The organism is Flavimaricola marinus (assembly GCF_900184895.1).
GTDB lineage: Bacteria > Pseudomonadota > Alphaproteobacteria > Rhodobacterales > Rhodobacteraceae > Flavimaricola > Flavimaricola marinus.
Genome location: NZ_FXZK01000002.1, coordinates 331,012 through 348,167, shown reverse-complemented (window position 1 = coordinate 348,167; position 17,156 = coordinate 331,012). Strand labels below are relative to the sequence as shown.

Below are 17,156 nucleotides of genomic sequence, written 5' to 3'. Positions count from 1 at the left end.
GCCGGGTAAATAGTGAAAAATGAGGTCAGAACATTAACCAAATGGAATGGTGTGCAGCTCGGTGGTTGTCTGGGTCAGGCATTTCAGAAACAGATCCAAGGTGCTGTTCTGCGCCATCTGGTCGGCACGCCAGAAACAGCGGGCCTCGGAGAGCAGCCCGCGCGTATCCAGCGGCAGGATCACCATTTCACCCCGTGCGGCCTGTGATTGGGCAAGCCGTTGCGGCATCAGCCCAAGGGCAGGCATGCTGCGCAGCAATTCGAGGTTCAGCGCGAGGGAGAGCGAGGCGATGGTGTTGCTCGGGGCCGTCAGCCCGTTTGCGGCGAAGAGCGCATCAACGGCCCGGCGCGCGACCGAATTGGCCTGCGGCAGGATCCACGGAAAACCGGTGACATCGCGCCAGGCCAACCCGTCGGTCTGGGCCAGCGGGTGGTTGCGTCCGGCGACGACGACGACCGGTTCGGAAAACAGCGGCATCTGGTCTATGCCGGGCAATTCCTGCGGCTGCCAGATCCGGGCGATCAGCAGATCGAGCGTGCCCGCTTCGAGCTGTGGAAACAGCTCTACGAAATGGCCTTCGAGGACCGAGACGTTGGCCTGCGGCGTGCTGCGCTTGAACAGGGCGATGCTGCCCGGCAGCAGCGTCGGCGCAACCGAGCTTACGACGCCGATGGAGACGGAGCCGGACACGCCGCTGGCCATCGCCTCGATGTCGAAGGCCGCGCGGTCGAGCTGATTGAGCGCCTGTTTGGCGTAATCCGCCAGCCGGCTGCCGATCGGGGTCAGATACAGCCGGTTGCGATCCCGCGTGACGATCGGTTCGCCGACGATGCGCTCCAGCTCGGAAATCTGTTTCGACACGGCCGGTTGGGTGACGTTCAACGCCTCCGCCACACGTGCCACCAGCTTCAGATCAGCAAGTGCCGCGATGACCCGCAGATGCCGGAGCGTGATCGACTTCTGAAAGTCACTTCCCGAAATGTGATTGTCTCCCGCAAGGCTCTTGGTGGCAGGATGTCATAGAATGCCGGCGCTGCAAACCAGACGATCGGCCGGAGCGGTCGTCGGTTCGGGCGCCGATCTCGCGCCGACATGTGTGCCGCCGGTCGATCCCCGCCCCCCGGGAGCGGCCTCGGTTCGCCTGCGACACGGGCACCGGCCCGCGCGCTGCCTGTTGGCTGGGCGCGGCCGATGCGGACGCCGGGTTATGTTCGTTTTGTCCGACTTTTCATTTGCAGCCGCCCCCGGTCCGAGCGTATTCGGAGGGCACAGGTTTGCATGGTCATTTCGTGGCGCACTCTCCCTGACAAACAGGTGAAGCAATGACAACAGACGACGCCAGGCGTATCGCTCAGGATTTTCTCGACCGACAGGGCGAGGTGACGATGAATGGCGATGTCGATGCCACGCTCGAATGGTGTGACCTGCCGTGCACCCTCGAAACCGTGGAGCAGCGGGTCGTCGTGACCACCGAGGCGCATATGCGCGCGGTCTGCGCGGCCTTTATCGAAACGCTCAGGACCAAGCGCCTGACCTATATGATCCGCCGTTGTCTGGATGCGAAATTCAGGGACGACGAGACCCTATGGGTGAGCTACGAGACCCGCTATGTGCGGGATCGGGCCATTCTGGCCGACGAGTCCTACCTTGGGTTTGTCATTCTCAGGCATCGTGGCGACCGTTGGAAGATCAGCACCATGCAATTTGCCGCCGATGGATCCAGCCCTTCCAATGTTGCCCTGAACAAGTCGGCCTCCAAGGCTCGCGGCACCGAGGCCGGGACTGTCGCGCCGACAGAGGATTCCGACAAAAAGCCCGTTGTTCCAACGATTTGACCGCCTGTCATCGGGGTGGCCGGTGCCACATCCCTCGGACGATTCCACGCGGCCCGCGCCCCGTGCACGACCGTCGCCTCGTGAGCGCGATTGACGCAAAGCCCGGGCCGCCGCCTGACTATGGGTTATGCTTGACATCAAGGACGATGATGACACCACTATAACGGTAGTATCGGGGCAGGGCGTCACCGCGCCAGAACAGGGCAAACCCATGGATGTTTCGGTTACCGGCCACGATTTCCAGGAGGACATCGAGGCGATCAGTCGGAACAGGTCGGTTCCGACGCTGTTGGAAACGGCTTTGCTTGCGACCGGCATGGGATTTTCCGCCGTGGCCCGCGTCACGGACGCGCGCTGGGTGACCTGTCAGGTCGTCGACAGGATCGCTTTCGGGTTGAAGCCCGGGGACGAGTTGCAGATTGAATCCACCCTTTGCCACGAGGTCCGGCAGTTCGACCAAGAGATCGTGATCAACGATGTCCTGACCGATCCGCTCTATGTCTATCATCACTGTCCGGCCCGCTACGGGTTCCGAAGCTATATCTCGGTGCCGATCCGCCGGGCGAACGGGGAATTTTTTGGCACTCTGTGCGCGATCGATCCGAACCCCAACGATTTGAAGAACGATCGCGTGCTGTCGATGTTTCGCCTGTTCGCCAAGCTGATCGGCGAGGGGCTGGATGCCGACGAAGAGCTGATCAGGAGCCGGACCGAGCTGACCCACGAGCGGGAGATGGCGCAGGTTCAGGAGCAATTCATCGCGGTTCTTGCCCATGATCTGCGCAATCCGATCCACGCCCTTTCGGCCGGACTTCGGATGCTCGAGCGCCGCGAGATCGACGCCAAGGCGACCGAGCTGGTGCTCTTGATGAAATCGGCCGCCCATCGCATGGGCCTGCTCATCGAGAACCTGCTGGATCAGGCCCGCAAGCGCAGCGGTGCCGATTTCCTGATCGAGCGGACGACGACCGAAGATTTGGGGCCGACCCTGACCCAGATCGTGCGGGAATTCCGCACCGTGGCCCCGGATCAGCCGATGAATATCGACATCGATCTGAATGAGCCTGTCGACTGTGACGTGCCGCGGATCGGGCAGTTGTTCTCCAACCTGCTGGCGAATGCGATCACCCACGGCAAGGCCAGCGAGTCCATCGACGTTTCGGTGCGGATCGTCGGTGACAAGCTCGTCTTGACGATCTCCAATCAGGGCGAGCGGATTCCGCAGGATCGTATGGAGACGCTCTTCCTGCCGTTCGAGCGCGGTTCAAATCGTCAGGGGTTGGGGCTTGGCCTGTTCATCGCGTCGGAAATCGCCAAGGGGCATGACGGCACGCTGACGGTGACGTCTTCCGATGAGATGACCACCTTTACCCTCGAAATGCCGAAGCGGGTGGCCTGACGCCATCTGGCCTTGGCGACTGCTGCCAGTGCGCAACGTCTTGGCGGTGCCTTGCCGGCCATTGCGGCCGGGCTGGAGGCAGGGAGAGGCTTCCTACCCGCGCCCCCTGCGGGACCTTCCCCAGACGGCCAGCGCCATCAGCGAGAGCAGCAGGAAGGAGAGGCTCGACGGCAGCGGCACCGGCGACGGCGTCACCGGCGGGTCCGGATCGACGATCGGGATGATCGGCGGCGTCGGCGGGTCGACCGGCGGGAAGGGCCCGACCGGATCGATTTCGTCACCGGGATCGACCACGTCGACCACGTCGATCACGACGGGCGGCGTTTCCGGATCGACGGTATCGACGGGCGTCGTCGGATCGGTCGGGGTCGGGGTCTCGTCCGTCGGAGTGACGGTTTCCGATGTGTCGATCACGACGGGCGTGCCGGAGGTGCCGGGCACCGTCGTCGTGGATGTCGGCACGATGAAACTGGTCTGGCCGGGGCCAGTGGAGGGGCTGTAGGCCGTGGGCAGCGGCGTCTCGCCCGTGGCCGGGCCGAGCGCGTCCAGAACCGGAGGGGCATCGAGCAGCACGGCCCAGTTCTGGCAGCCGGCGATCTTGACGAAGGCCCAGCCGTCGAACTGCCAGCCGGTGGCCGGTTCGGGTGCGTCGAGTGCGGCGACCGTCGAGCGCATGTCGGCCCGGGGTTCCTGATCGTAGTAGCTCATCATGGAGAAGGTCGCGCCGTCGGTGATCGGGATGGAATAGCCCATCGGGGCTTCTTCCATGGCGGCGGCCACGGCGGCCTGCCGCTCTTCGCTCAGATGCGACATGGCCCATTCGACCGAACAGCGCCCCATGCAGGCGCGCGGACCGGGCCCGTCCCAGACGGAAGCAGGCGCAGCAAAGACACCACTCGTCGAGAGCAGCAGCGGAGCCAGCGCTATCGTGATGATCCTTACCAGTCTCAAAACCCTACACCCTTCGTAAACCGATTGAGATTGCCCGTCTCAAACTTGCCGGACTTTCACCGACCCAAATCGTCCTAACCACACCAGACCCGGAAGACGTGCTTCATTTCCCGAAATGACGGCCACTTGGCCGCATGCATCGGCGCCTCTTGCATATCTTCGAGGCCGAGTCGAGACTTTCATTCATTCTAGCACTCTAAATGAATAAATTCTCAATTTTCCTACATTTAAGGTAAATCGTGAACCTTCGAATACAAGAGGCCGAGCGTCAGCTCCACATGCAACAAGCAACCAAATCACGCCACGTCAGGCGATATCACACTCTTCTACGTTTCACCCACCATTCACCATCCAGGCGGAGCTGACATGCTCTATAAATACGTTCCGCGCCGCGATTTCATGGGGAAAAACCGACCCAAAAACCCATTCACCTGTTCTGGAGTTCCAACGCGCGGGGTGCCTGCTTTGTTCCATGGCCGCTCTTCATCCGGCCTCTGCCCGGTGCGGGCGGGTAGTGCCGGTGGCCGCCGCTGGGGGCCCGATCAGCCGGATCAGCCGGATGGACCGGGGTCCGACCATTGGTTCTCGAACTCGGACAAAAAGACCATATCGGGATCAATGTCGTCATACCGGATACGCTGACGCGCCAGCCAGCCGCCCAATTGCGCCATCATGTCGCCCGCCGTGTAGAGGGCAGGGCGGTAGCGCGGACCCCAGTTTCGGCCGCTCCAGCTGTCCCACGGGGTCGTAAGATCGATGTGTCGCCCGATCCGCGACCGCAGGATGACGCATTTGCCGACGGACTCCAGCGTCGCCCGGCTGATCGTGCCCAGCGGCGGGGTGTAGGCCGAGGTCTCTGCCAGATCGCAGCGATAGCCTGCGACTGTCGGGTGCCCGTAGGGCGTCGCCCGGACCCCTTCGAACCACTGCCGGCCAAGCCGCATCTGCCGCCGCTGCGCCAGCGCCGACCCGTCGTGGACGAAGTCGCAGTCGTGGAACACGAAGCCGTAGCGGGTGCGGATGTCGGTGGCAGGCGCGGCGACCCAGCATTCAGGCGCCCGCGTCCCGAGCGAGCGGATCGTGCAGCCGTCGAACCACGCCGTCGACTGTCCGAAGATGAAATCGACATCGCCCTCGATATCGCAGCCCGACAGATGGGTTCGCACGGTCGTGCCCTTGGTGGGCGATTGCAGGTAGAGCGTGTCCTGAAAGCTGCGCAGATGCACGTCCTGTAGCTGGACCCTGTCGGCCCCGTCCACGAGGACGGCCACCGCTTGATGCTGGCCGGTGGTGAATTGACCTGCGGCGTTGCGCCGATGCGCGCCGTCCTGCGCCCGGTCGGCCTGATAGCCGTTGCGCACCGTCAGGTTGTGAAGCTGAAACCCGTCGCATTCGATCCGCAGCACGGAGGCGTTTGCCGTCGTGATCTTGTCTTGCGCAGCGATCCGCCGGACGATCGACAGGACCGCCTCGGGCGCATCGGAGACGTGTGCTTCGAAACGGGTAGCAAATTCCGCCCCGGGCATTTCGGCGTCGATCGACGCCTTGAGCACCGTTTGCTCCGGTCGGCGCCCCAGCCCCGCAAGGGTGATGGGAAACGGCAGCGGCGGCACGTGGATCAGCCCCTCGTGCACGCCCGGCTCCACCCCGATCACAACGCGGCCCGTCCTGCCATCCCGGATCGCGCTGTTGACGGCCGCCTGCACGGTTCGGTGATGCCCGCGTCCCACGACGTAGTCCGGCGAGAAGGGCAGCGACAGCCGCTCCGGCACCCAAGGGTCGGCCCGGTCCGCGCCGGCCCGGCCGGTGTGCCGCAGCACCGCGTCGCGGCTGAACGCCTCGGCCTGGGCGGGCGTCAACTGCGGCCGCATCAGAGCCCGGAGAGCGCCGTGGCCATCATCAACGGTCCCACGCCTTTGGGATCGTCGGAGGCGAGCGCCTCGGAGACGTAGTATTCGGGGCTGCCGTCCCGGAACCGCCCCTCATACCACCCGAGTCCGGCGACTTCGCACATCTCGACCATCTCAAAGCCGCCATTGCAGCGCGGCTTGACCGATTGCGCCACGAGCAGGTCCGTCAGGCCGGGCAAGGGGCTGACCAGCCCCAGACGGGCGCCGCGTTCGAAGGCATAGGCAAACATCGCGGAGGCCGAGGTCTCCTGGTAGTTGCCTGCAAGGCCGGGCTGGTCGATGACCTGCAGCCACAGGCCGTCCCTGATCCGCAGGGCGGCAATCGTTTCCAGCATCGCGGTCGTCCGGGCCTGCAAGGGCGCGAAATCGGCCTTCACGAGGTCGGCCACGTCGACGAGTGCCATCGCCAGCCACCCGATCGCCCGCGCCCAGAATGCCGGTGACAACCCGGAGCACGGATCCGCCCAAGGCTGTTCGCGCGCCTCGTCATAGGCATGCCGGTGCAGCCCGGTGGCCGGATCGAAGAGCAGATCGAGCGCGGTGCCGATCTGGCGCAGGGAATCCGCGACCGCGGCGTCGTCTCCGATCACCTGCGCATGGGCGATCCGGAACGGATGCCCCATATAGAGCCCGTCGAGCCAGATCTGCCAAGGATACCGCAGCTTGTGCCAGAAGACGCCGGACCGGGTTCTTGGCTGCGTCGCCAGTTGCCGGGCCTGATGGTCGGCCGCGGTCAGATACCGCGCCTCGCCGGTCTGGCCGTAGAGATACATCAGGGCGCGCCCCGCCATGACGTTGTCGATATTGTACTCGGTCAGATCGTAGCCCTTGAGCGTGCCGTCCGCGCCGATCTGCGGGTCCGCCAGCCGGTGCAGATGCGCCAGCCACCGGGGATCGCCGGTTTCGACGTGCAGCAGTTCCAGACCGCGATAGATCAGGCCGTCTTCATAGCACCAGCGACCGCCCTTGTAGGGCCGGTATCTGGTGGCATAGTCATCAAAGTACTCAGACAGCATCTTGGAATTCCTTCAGGATCGGCGCCAGAGGTGCGTCGACCTCGATATCGGCAAATGTGTGCAGGATGCCGCCGTGCTTGATCTGCGGGAGCCTGCAGGCCATCAGAACCTCGCCTGCAACCGCGTTCACATCGTAATCCACCGCGATGCGCGAGAGCCGGACCCGCTGGATCGGCGCCTCGGGCAGCCCCAGAAGCGCCGCCACCGCATGGCGCAGGGAGGCGATCGTCACGTCCTCGACGGTGATGTCGCGGATGGCCGGGGTGGACTCGTCGACCGGGGCCGGTGCACGCGATTGCACCGCGTCGGATTTGCCGTCGGCATCGCAGAAATAGAAGGCATTGACCGCGATGGCGGTGCCGACGCCGTGCATCGTGACGTCCCGCAGGGCGATCCGAGCCACCTCGCCGCCCCGGCCGCGTCGGGTCTTGATCCGAAGCCCCCGGTCGGTGCCGTGAAACTCGCAGCGGGTGATCTCGACATCGGTGATGTCGCCGCTCATCTCGGAGCCCATGACGACCGCGCCGTGCCCGTCCTGCATCAGGCAGTTGGCGATGGTCAGGTGCCGGGTCGGAGCGATGTGATCGGTGCGCCGGTCGGTGCCGGTGCCGCGTTTGCCGGATTTCACCGCAATGCAATCGTCTCCGACGCTGATCCGAAGCCCCTGAAGGCTGATGTCGGTGCAGCTTTCGGGATCGAAGCCGTCGGTGTTCGGGCTGTCGGCCGGGTTCTCGATCCTGAGCGCCGCGGCGGTGAGCCGTTGGCAGCGATAGGGGTGGACCGTCCAAGACGGCGAATTGCGTACGGTCAGGCCGGACAGGATCACATCCGTGCAATGGGCCAGAAACAGGCTGCGCGGCCGTCTGGCGTCCTGCCGGGTCTCCTTGGGCCATTGCCACCAATCGCCACGGTCGCCGCCGCCGTCGAGGATGCCGCCGCCGGTGATGGTGAGCCGGTCGCAGCCGATTGCCGTCAGCGGCGCGGCAAAGCTGGGCTCGGGCAGCCCTTCCCATGTGCCCACGACCCGCCCCTGCGCGTCATGGCTCGGCAGGATCGGCCAATCGGTCCGGTCGCCGTGGGTCGCGATTTCCGCGCCGAGGGGCAGATGCAGGGTCATGTCGGATTTCAGAAAGATCGGCCCCGTCATGTGGCGCCCCCGTGGCACGATGAGCGCCCCGCCGTGCGGCACCGCGGCGACGGCCTCGGCAAAGGCCGCGGCATTGTCCGCAGAGCCGGGCGCGACGCCGAATGCGGCCGCGTCGATGGCACCGGCACAGGGCAGGGTGGCAAAGCGCACCTCGTGGGCACCTGCGCGCAAGGTATAATCGGTCGACGGGGTCAGCCCGTCGAGAAAGAGCGGGACAACCGTGCTGACGCCGCTCTGTTCGCCACCGTTGAGCGACCATTCGACGGGCTGCGCCAGATGATATCGCGCCCGGGAGGCGTCGATCATCACCGTCGCGCTGAACGCGGTCCGTGCAAGAACGCTGAGGGTGGTCATGGCATGTCCTTTGGTTGGACAAGGCGCCCAATCGGGTCGAACAGATTGGGCGCCTTGCAACGCTTACTTGTCTTCGAGAGCTTCGTTGACGAGCATCAGCAGCTCTTCGGCGGCCTCGGCACTGTCCAGTTCGCCGTAGGCGAACAGCTCCAGCGTGTCCTCGATGCCGGCACGGACGTCCGGGTCTTCGTTGAACGGGCTGATGGCCGGAGCCTCTGCCGCCAGAACCATGTTCTGGGCATCGACCTGGATCTGCTCGATCGCGCCGGTGTCGAGCAGTTGCGCCGCCGCGACGGCCGCGGAGGGCACACCGCGCGCAGAGGCCATGGCGGCGATGCCTTCGGGCTCCGTCGTCAGGCAGTTGAGGATCTGGGCGGCGGCCTCCGGATGCTCGGAATTGGCCGAGATCGAGAAGACCATCGACGGCTTGCGGTAGACGCCGTCATTCATCGCGCCTTCGATCCGCAGCAATCCGGACGGCACGAGTTCCTGCCCTTCTTCGAGCGGGTCCGAGATCTTGAAGTAGGTCGTATCCCACTGATACGAGCCCGCGATCCGGCCCTGCGTCCAGTTGACGTTCTCGTGCAGCGGGACGTTGCCGGCCGCGGCCTTGTCGCGCCATGCCTGCAGCACGTGGTTGTCGACCATCTGCTGATAGTATTCCAGGCTCTCCTGGATATCGGCGGCCGTCCACTGGACCTCGTTGGTCTCGGGGTTGATCAGCGATTTCCCGGTGCGCTGGGTGGTGATCATCTGGATCAGCAGCGAGGCGTCGAGCCCGGTGCCTTCGAGCGGATAGTAGTCCTCGCCCAGAGTGTCGCGGAACACCGGCCCCGCGGCCATCAGCTCTTCCATCGTGGTCGGGACCGGGATCCCGGCGGCGTCGAAGGTGGTCTTGTTGAAGAAGAAGATCCGCCCCGAGAGGGACGCGGGCAATCCGTTCAGCGCGCCGTTGCGCGACGAGGCTTCGCGCAGCGGGGCGGGCCATTGTTCCAGATCGATGATGTCGGCAAAGTCATTGAGATCGGCAAAGCCGTCGCCGTTCTCGGAAAAGATCGGCAGCCACGGCCAGTTGATCTGCATGATGTCCGCCTCGGTGCCGCCGGCCAGTTGCGTGGCGACCTTCTCGAAGTGGCCGGACCAGCCGGTGAATTCGGGGCTGATGGTGTGGCCGTATTTCTCGCCGCAGACCTGCAGCGCCGCCTGAGTGGCTTCGTGCCGGCTGTCGCCGCCCCACCAGCTCATCCGCAGCTCCTCGGCCACGGCGGTGCCGCCGATTGCCGTGGTTGCCAATGCGGTCGCAATGAACGTCTTGAAATGCGTCATGTTTTCCTCCCTATGACGTGTCGTTTTTAGTGTCCGAGCGAGATGTTCTGATCGCTCGATGGATCGAAGAGATGGACGCGCGCGCCATTCGGGCGCAGCGCGGCGTGGTCTCCCCGCTTCATGCTGTGGTCGAATTTGTCGTTGGGGACGACGGCGATGAAATTGGTGTTGCCGATGGTCAGGTGAAGGTTCACCTCGTGTCCCATGAATTCGATATTGTGGATGGTGCCGGTCAGGGCGTCGGCGGTGCCGGGGGGCACCACCTCGACATGCTGGGGCCGGATGCCGAAGGTCACCGGCCCGTCGCTGCGGGTCAGCCGCTCGGCCAGACCCGCGCCGATGCGGATCGTCTGCCCGGCCAGCGTGATCACCGGAGCCCCGTCGGCCGACAGTTCGGCCGGTGCGAGGTTCATCTCGGGCATCCCGATGAAGCCGGCCACGAAGGCGTTCGCGGGCCGCTCGTAGAGGGTCACCGGATCGGCCACCTGCATGATGTGCCCGTCCTTCATGACGCAGATCCGGTCGCCCATCGTCATCGCTTCGACCTGATCGTGGGTCACGTAGATGACGGTCGCGGGACGCCCCTCGTCGCGCAGCCGCTTGTGCAGATCGGTGATGCGGATCCGCATCGAAGCGCGCAGCTTGGCGTCGAGGTTGGACAGCGGCTCGTCGAAGAGGAACACCTCGGGGCTCTTGATCAGGGCCCGTCCCACGGCGACCCGCTGGGCCTGACCGCCGGAGAGCTGCTTGGGCAAGCGGTCGAGCAGCTCCTCGATTTCGAGGATCCCCGACACCTCGTTGGTGGCGCGGTCGATCTTTTGCTGCGGCTCGCGCTTGAGCTTGAGCCCGAAGGACAGGTTTCGCCGGACCTTCATATGCGGATAGAGCGCGTAGTTCTGGAACACCATCGCGATGCCCCGCTTGCCGGGGACCAGATCATTGACGACGGTGTCGCCGATCCGGATTTCGCCGCCGGTCACCGTCTCCAGCCCGGCGATCATCCGCAGGGTGGTGGATTTGGCGCAGCCCGAGGGCCCGACGAGGACCATGAATTCCCCGTCCTCCACGGTCAGGTCGATGCCGTGCACCGCCTTGAACCCGCTGCCATATACCTTTTCGACGGTCTTTAGTTGTAGGTCAGCCATCAGCCCTTCACCCCTCCGGTCGAGATGCCCTCGATGAAATATTTCTGCGCCACGAAGAACACGAGCAAGGAGGGCGCGAGCGTCAGCACCGACATTGCGAGGATCTGGTTCCAGTCGAAGGCTTCGGTCGTGTCGATGCTCAGCTTGAGTGCCAGAGACACCGGGTAGTTCTCGACCGACGAGACGTAGATCAGCGGTCCGAGGAAATCGTTCATCGTCCACATGAACTGGAACAGGCAGACCGAGATGATCGCCGGCATCAGCATCGGCACGACGATGAAGACCAATGTCTGCAGGGTGTTGGCCCCGTCCACGCGGGCGGCTTCCTCCATGTCCCGCGGGATCGCCCGCAGAAACTGGATCAGCATGAAGACAAAGAACGCATCCCCCGCGACCGCCGACGGCACCCAGAGCGGCAGAAAGCTGTCGAGCCAGCCCAGATCGCGAAACAGCAGATACTGCGGAATGCGCGTCACCACATTGGGCAGCAGCAGCGTGGCGATGACGGTCCCGAACAGGATCCTCTTGCCCGGAAACTCGAACCGGGCAAAGCCGTAGGCCACGAGCACGCAGGAGATCGCCGTTCCGATGGTCTTGGGGATGATGATCAGCGCCGAATTCATGAAGAACCGGGCGAAGGTGTAAGGCGTCGAGGTCTGCCAGCCGTTGATGTAGCCGTCCAGCGTCGGTTCCTTGGGCCAGAACGACGGGCTGCTGAAGATCTCGGAATTGGTCTTGAACGAGGCTCCGATCAGCCAGATCAGCGGATAGAGCATGATCAGGCCGAACACCAGAAGCACGGCATAGCGGATCGCGGCGCCGCGGCGCTGCTGGCGGCGCAGTTTCAGTTCGGTCGCCGTCAGGGCGCTGCGCATCTTGGCGGGGGAAGTGCTTGTCATGTCCCTCAGCTCCTCTTGTCGCCGGCGTAGTAGACCCATTTCTTCGAGGACCAGAACGCGATCAGCGTCAGGACCATGATGATGACGAAGAGGATCCACGCGATGGCCGAGGCATAGCCCATGTCAAAGCTCTTGAAGGCCTTGTCGTAGATATACAGCGGCAGCAGATAGGTGGATTTCAGCGGTCCGCCGTCGGTGATGATGTAGGGGCCGTTGAATTCCTGAAACGCCTGCACCGTCTGCATGATCAGGTTGAAGAAGATCACCGGCGTGATCAGCGGAACCGTGATGAAGCGGAACTGGTGCCACTTGTTCGCGCCGTCGATGCTCGACGCCTCGTAGAGCGATTTGTCCACGGATTGCAGCGCCGCCAGAAAGATCACCATCGCCGAGCCGAACTGCCAGCAGCGCAGCAGCGTCAGGGTGAACAGGGCGTTCTGCGGATCACCGAACCAGTTGACCGGCTCCAGCCCGATGGCTTCGAGCCCCATGTTCACGAGGCCGACCTCGGCAAAGATATACCGCCACAGCACCGCGATCGCGATCGACCCGCCGAGGATCGAGGGCACGTAGTAGGCGGTGCGGAAGAAGCCGATCGCCTTCAGCCGGTAATTCAGCACCACCGCGACGAGCAGCGCGAAGGCCAGTTTGAGCGGCACGGTCATGAAGACGTAAAGCAGCGTCACCCTGAGCGATTTGTTGAACGTTCTGTCGCGGGTCATCAGGCGTTCGTAGTTGTCCAGCCCGGTCCATTCCGGCTTGGACAGCAGGTCGTAGTCGGTGAATGACAGATACAGCGACGCGAGGAACGGAAAGGCCGTGAAGACCAGGAGTCCGATAATGTAGGGGGCGACATAGGCAAGCCCCAGATATCTGTTGTCACCGCCCATTACGCGGCCGTCCGAACGAGGTCTCGGGGAAGGTGGTGCGAGGTTGCGGCAATCATCTCTCCAAACATGCGGCGGGCCTCGGCCTCGGCCAATGGGGCGACCAGCGGGTCGCTGTGAAACAGGTCGAACAAATCGTTCCAGCGGTTCTCCATCACCGCCCCGACCATGGCCGTCTGGCGATCGGCGTGATCGGCGACGATGGTCAGAAGCTCGTCGGGCAGCCGCCCCGCCACCAGCGGCGTGACGCCGGAGGCCGAGAACAGCGCGTTGGTCTCGACGATGGCGCCGATGTGCACCCCGCCCAACTGGCCCCGATTTGGCAGGTTCACGTTGCTCACGAAATCCCCGAATCCGAGCAGCGCCTTGATCTGATCGACGAGCGCCTCGTCGGAGCGCTCTGCATGGACGACGCCTTCGCCTGCGGCCAGTGCATCGGCCCTCGCGCGCTTCTGCGCTCTGTCCCGCTCTCTATAGGAGACCGGGGTCAGAGTGAAATCCCATGCCTCGTGCTCGTCGAGATACTGCGCTTGCGGCAGGAATTCGGCCAGATGCCGGTCTCCCGCGGCGGCGGGAATGCCGAAGCGTCCGAGCAGGTCAAACTTCACGCGGCTGCGGTCCATGAAATAGTGGTCGTGCTCGTCGCCGGGCTTTTGCGCGCGTGGCGCCCAGCCGCTGTTGCCGTGATGCTGCGCAAAGGCGCGGTAGGCCGGCATCATGTCACGGCTGCCGATGTTGATGCTGCCGACAAAGGTGAAGTGGTTGATGCCCAGCACGTTCACCGTCACGTCGCGATGCGAGAACCGCTCGCTGCCCAATTCGCGATTGCCGATCCATGCGACCTGGTGGCGGAGTTTGGTGACTTCGTGGCATTCGCCCCAAAGCCGGATCTCGGGAAAGGCGCGATACATCGCCCCGGTCAGGGCGCTCATCGGATTGGTCAGGTTGCAGACCCATGCCTTTGGCGCGGTCTTGCGGATCGCCTCGGCAATCTCGACCATCATCGGGATCGAGCGCAGGGCGCGGACAAACCCGCCCGGACCGACGGTGTCCCCGACCGCTTGCCTGATGCCGTAGGCGGCGGGGATGTCGATGTCGTGGGCCATGTCCTCGAACTCGCCCGGCAGGATCGAAACGACGACGACATCGGCCCCGGTCAGCGCCTCTTCGATGCTGCGCACGGCGTCGTAGCGGGCCGGATAGCCCTTGGAAACCTCGGCAAAGCGGGCACCGATCCGGGCGTTGCGGACCGCGGCGTCATGGTCGAGATCATAGAGCCGGACATGCGCGGCAAGAAGCCGGTCCTGCGCCAGATCCGCCATCAGCTTGGTCGCCCAATTCAGGGAACCGCCGCCGATATAGGCGATATTGACCGTGTGATGATGTGAAGAATTGGCCATCAGAAAACGAAAAAGTACACACAATGGCAGAAAATGCCGATGAATCGCACTCTCCCAGAACCCTCCCTGTCGCAAATTTCAGCGGTTCACCAATAAACCAACTGATTTTGCCTCCTTTTTGAGTGTATCCTGAAAGGTGACACATGATGAATGCAAGCAAGCGAACAAAAAGATGGACAAAATCGTAGACTTTCCTCTCGATACGATCCCGACCCAATCCCTGAACCTGCGGCTTGCCCGGTCGCCGATTCCCATGCGCCATACGCCACGCTGGAAAATCGACAAGATCAACCCTGTCCATGACCTCGTGGTCTGCCTGTCGGGGCGGGGCGCCTACCAGATCGGCGGCGAGGAGGTCGAGGTCAGCGAGGGCGATGCGATGCTGATCCCCGCCTATACCCGTTTCCTGGGGCGTCACGGGGGCGGCGACGAGAACTACACCGGCGTCGCGCAACACTTCTCGCTGGAGCTTTTCAGCCGCGGCGACATGATCCAGTCGATGTCCCTGCGACGGCGTGTCAGGCTCAGCGACTGGGACAGCTTCAAGTCGCTGATCACGCTCTATCGTGACAAGAGCTCTGCGATGACCACGACCCTGCAGCAACATCATCAGTTCATGGTGATCCTGCTGGCGTTTCTGCGCGATGCCTTCGTCGATTGGCGCAACGCCCCGGACAGCGACGATCCGCAGGACCAGCTGTCGATGCAGATCATGCTGGTAGCCTCGCGGTTGTCGACCGATCCGCTGGGCAACGTGGCCGAAGAGGTTCTCGCCAACGTGCCCTATAACGCGGACTACTTCCGCCGGGCGTTTCGCGACCGGATCGGGATGACCCCGCAAAAGTATCGCGAATCCAAGCGGATGGAGTTCGCGCTGCACCGGTTGCAGATGGGGGCGACGGTCAAGAGCGTCTCGGCGGAGCTGGGGTTTCGCGATCCCTACTTCTTTAGCCGACAGTTCAAGCGCCACGTGGGCGCCAGCCCGTCGCGATACCGGGCCAAGCGCAATGGCGGCGACGATGCCTGAACTGCAGGGTACGAGCGAGGCGAAGCCGGCAGAGGCGATGCGGCGCCTTCGCCTGGCGCCAGCGGGCTGCCGGGGCATTGCGCATCCCGATCTTGCCCGGGTAGCCGCGGCGGAGGATGCGCAGGGCAGGGGGAGGACGGGATCCGGGCCGCCCGCTTGGCGCCCAACGAAAAAGCCACCGCAGGTTGCCCTGCGGTGGCTTTCGTTGTTACGCGGTCGCCCGAAAGTCTCAGGCGGACTTGCGGCGGCGGGCGATGCCCAGACCACCCAGCGCGGTCAGGAGCAACAGGCCAGCGGCCGGAACCGGAACCGCTGCGATTTCCAGCGTCCAGAAGGCGTCTTCGCGGCCGCCGATCGCACCGTCGGTCGGGTCGATGATGAAGGTCACCTGGCCGGTGAATGCACCGAGATCGACGGAGTCGATTGCGCCCAGCGAGTAGGACACGCCGCCGACGACGATCTGGCCGTCCAGCCCGTTCGACGTCACCTCTGCGTCGTACCACGAGAAATCCAGCTCGTAGTAGGACGAGCCGAGATCGAGCGTGAACGCATCGGTGTAGAGATCGAAATTGGCTGCACTGGTGACGCCGCCGTAGATGGTGGTATCGCCCACGACTTCGAGAAGCGGGTCATCAACCATTTCGTTGAAGTCGCCCAGAACCTGATCGGGAGCAGGGGCACCTCCAGCGATGCCCGGTCCGCCGCCTTCCCAGACGACACCGGAAATGGTCGCCGCCGATGCCGGCAGAGCGAGGCAGAGCGCGGTTGCGGCTGCCGTTAAGGATAAAATCTTGTTTGTCATATAAACGTCCCCAGATGATAAAACTTCAAACACATTTGTATTTAACCACGAAATTGGCCGATTCGCACGACAATCTTCCTTTGCGCCCATAAATATTGGCTTTGCGCACAAGTCGAAGGCCGAAAGTCAACCTTAAGTTGTGAAATTGCGGCGTTTCGCCGTATTTTCCCCCTGCCGGCAGGGCCGTCTCCCGGATCGGGAGAGCCGCGGAGCCTCAGTTTCCTTTGGCATAGGCTTCGAATGCCTCGGCCCAGTCCTTGTGCCAGCGCGACAGCGGCGGCCGGTTGTCGATGATGTCGTGCATGGCCCAATCCATGCGTTTCTCGTCCACCTCGCGGGTCACGTCATTGTCCGGGCAGATGATGTAGAAATCGCCCTTGGCGAGGCTTTCGAACAGGAAATCGGCGGTTTGCTCTGGGGTCCAGGCGCCGTCCGGCTTTTCGGTGCGGTCGCGCCGCGTCAGATCGGTGAAGACAAAGCCCGGAACCAGTAGGTGGGCGCTGACCAGTGAGCCGGATTCCCGCAAATGATGCTGCAGCGCCTCGGTAAACACCTTAACCCCGGCCTTCGACACGTTATAGGCCGGATCGCCGGGCGGGGTCGTGATGCCTTGCTTGGAGCCGGTGTTGATCACCAGCCCCGGCGCGCCGCGTTCCATCATGCCCGGCACGAAGACCTGACAGACAGAGACCACGCCGCCAAGATTGACGGCGAGAACCTTGTCCCATGTCTTGCTGGTGTTGAAGATGTCGCTGCCCGGCTGCATCCCGGCATTGCACATCAGCACGTTCACGCCGCCGAAATGGCCTTTGACCTCGGCCTCCAGCGCCTTGATCGCAGCGAGATCCGAGACGTCGACCTTGCGGGTCCAGACCTCGGCGGCGCCATCGGCGCGGAGCGTGGCCTCGGCGGCGTCGAACAGCTCTTCGCGCAGGTCGATCACAACGATATTCATGCCCGCACGGGCAAGGTGCTGCGCCGTGGCAAGCCCGATCCCCGCAGCACCTCCGGTTACCAGAGCGGTCTTGCCCGCACCGATCGCATCCATCCCCATGATC

15 protein-coding genes are annotated in these 17,156 nt (G+C 63.8%); 3 read left to right on the top strand and 12 right to left on the bottom strand.

Going from position 1 to position 17,156, the window contains the following annotated elements; all coding sequences use genetic code 11:
• Window positions 1–33 precede the first annotated feature (33 nt).
• On the bottom strand, window positions 34–981 hold the full coding sequence (locus LOM8899_RS08500; RefSeq protein ID WP_211096177.1) for a LysR substrate-binding domain-containing protein: 948 nt from the start codon (window positions 979–981) through the stop codon (window positions 34–36).
• 341 nt (window positions 982–1,322) lie between these two features.
• Between LOM8899_RS08500 and LOM8899_RS08495 the strand changes: the two genes are divergently transcribed.
• Together LOM8899_RS08495 and LOM8899_RS08490 are read left to right on the top strand one after the other, a co-directional pair.
• Window positions 1,323–1,835, top strand: coding sequence for a hypothetical protein (locus LOM8899_RS08495; protein ID WP_093991766.1), 513 nt, complete (start codon window positions 1,323–1,325; stop codon window positions 1,833–1,835).
• 127 nt (window positions 1,836–1,962) lie between these two features.
• Window positions 1,963–3,234 carry a GAF domain-containing sensor histidine kinase gene (locus LOM8899_RS08490; protein WP_245820477.1) on the top strand — a complete coding sequence of 424 codons (1,272 nt, stop codon included), beginning with the start codon at window positions 1,963–1,965 and terminating at the stop codon, window positions 3,232–3,234.
• Window positions 3,235–3,327: 93 nt separating this feature from the next.
• On the opposite strand, the gene LOM8899_RS08485 is transcribed toward LOM8899_RS08490, so the two are convergent.
• From LOM8899_RS08485 to LOM8899_RS08445, 9 genes are all read right to left on the bottom strand, one after another.
• Window positions 3,328–4,185 carry a hypothetical protein gene (locus LOM8899_RS08485; RefSeq protein ID WP_133064995.1) on the bottom strand — a complete coding sequence of 286 codons (858 nt, stop codon included), beginning with the start codon at window positions 4,183–4,185 and terminating at the stop codon, window positions 3,328–3,330.
• A gap of 551 nt (window positions 4,186–4,736) precedes the next feature.
• Window positions 4,737–6,044, bottom strand: coding sequence for a pectinesterase family protein (locus LOM8899_RS08480; protein WP_168770500.1), 1,308 nt, complete (start codon window positions 6,042–6,044; stop codon window positions 4,737–4,739).
• An 11-nt stretch (window positions 6,045–6,055) separates the two neighbouring features.
• Entirely contained in the window at window positions 6,056–7,111 is a 1,056-nt protein-coding gene (locus LOM8899_RS08475; RefSeq protein WP_093991763.1) for a glycoside hydrolase family 88/105 protein, read from the bottom strand.
• Window positions 7,101–8,612, bottom strand: coding sequence for a polygalacturonase PglA (pglA, locus tag LOM8899_RS08470; protein WP_093991762.1), 1,512 nt, complete (start codon window positions 8,610–8,612; stop codon window positions 7,101–7,103). The genes LOM8899_RS08475 and pglA overlap by 11 nt, the downstream gene beginning before the upstream one ends.
• A gap of 63 nt (window positions 8,613–8,675) precedes the next feature.
• Window positions 8,676–9,938, bottom strand: a complete 1,263-nt coding sequence (locus LOM8899_RS08465) for an ABC transporter substrate-binding protein (RefSeq protein ID WP_093991761.1) — start codon at window positions 9,936–9,938, stop codon at window positions 8,676–8,678.
• Between the two features lie 26 nt (window positions 9,939–9,964).
• Window positions 9,965–11,083: an ABC transporter ATP-binding protein gene (locus LOM8899_RS08460; RefSeq protein WP_093991760.1), complete on the bottom strand. Its 1,119-nt coding sequence runs from the start codon at window positions 11,081–11,083 to the stop codon at window positions 9,965–9,967.
• Window positions 11,083–11,982 (bottom strand): carbohydrate ABC transporter permease, encoded by a 900-nt coding sequence (locus LOM8899_RS08455; protein WP_211096174.1) that lies wholly within the window; start codon window positions 11,980–11,982, stop codon window positions 11,083–11,085. The genes LOM8899_RS08460 and LOM8899_RS08455 overlap by 1 nt, the downstream gene beginning before the upstream one ends.
• 5 nt (window positions 11,983–11,987) lie before the next feature.
• On the bottom strand, window positions 11,988–12,872 hold the full coding sequence (locus tag LOM8899_RS08450) for a carbohydrate ABC transporter permease (RefSeq protein WP_093991758.1): 885 nt from the start codon (window positions 12,870–12,872) through the stop codon (window positions 11,988–11,990).
• Complete coding sequence (locus tag LOM8899_RS08445; protein ID WP_093991757.1) at window positions 12,872–14,269, bottom strand: family 4 glycosyl hydrolase; 1,398 nt, start codon at window positions 14,267–14,269, stop codon at window positions 12,872–12,874. Before LOM8899_RS08445 ends, LOM8899_RS08450 begins: the two co-directional genes overlap by 1 nt.
• A gap of 172 nt (window positions 14,270–14,441) precedes the next feature.
• Here LOM8899_RS08445 and LOM8899_RS08440 point away from each other — a divergent pair, with 172 nt between their 5' ends.
• Complete coding sequence (locus LOM8899_RS08440) at window positions 14,442–15,296, top strand: helix-turn-helix domain-containing protein (protein ID WP_093991881.1); 855 nt, start codon at window positions 14,442–14,444, stop codon at window positions 15,294–15,296.
• A gap of 229 nt (window positions 15,297–15,525) precedes the next feature.
• Here the strand turns inward: LOM8899_RS08440 and LOM8899_RS08435 are convergent, their stop codons facing one another.
• Complete coding sequence (locus tag LOM8899_RS08435) at window positions 15,526–16,098, bottom strand: VPLPA-CTERM sorting domain-containing protein (RefSeq protein WP_168770499.1); 573 nt, start codon at window positions 16,096–16,098, stop codon at window positions 15,526–15,528.
• 214 nt (window positions 16,099–16,312) lie between these two features.
• Entirely contained in the window at window positions 16,313–17,152 is an 840-nt protein-coding gene (locus LOM8899_RS08430; RefSeq protein WP_093991755.1) for an SDR family NAD(P)-dependent oxidoreductase, read from the bottom strand.
• Window positions 17,153–17,156: the final 4 nt, after the last annotated feature.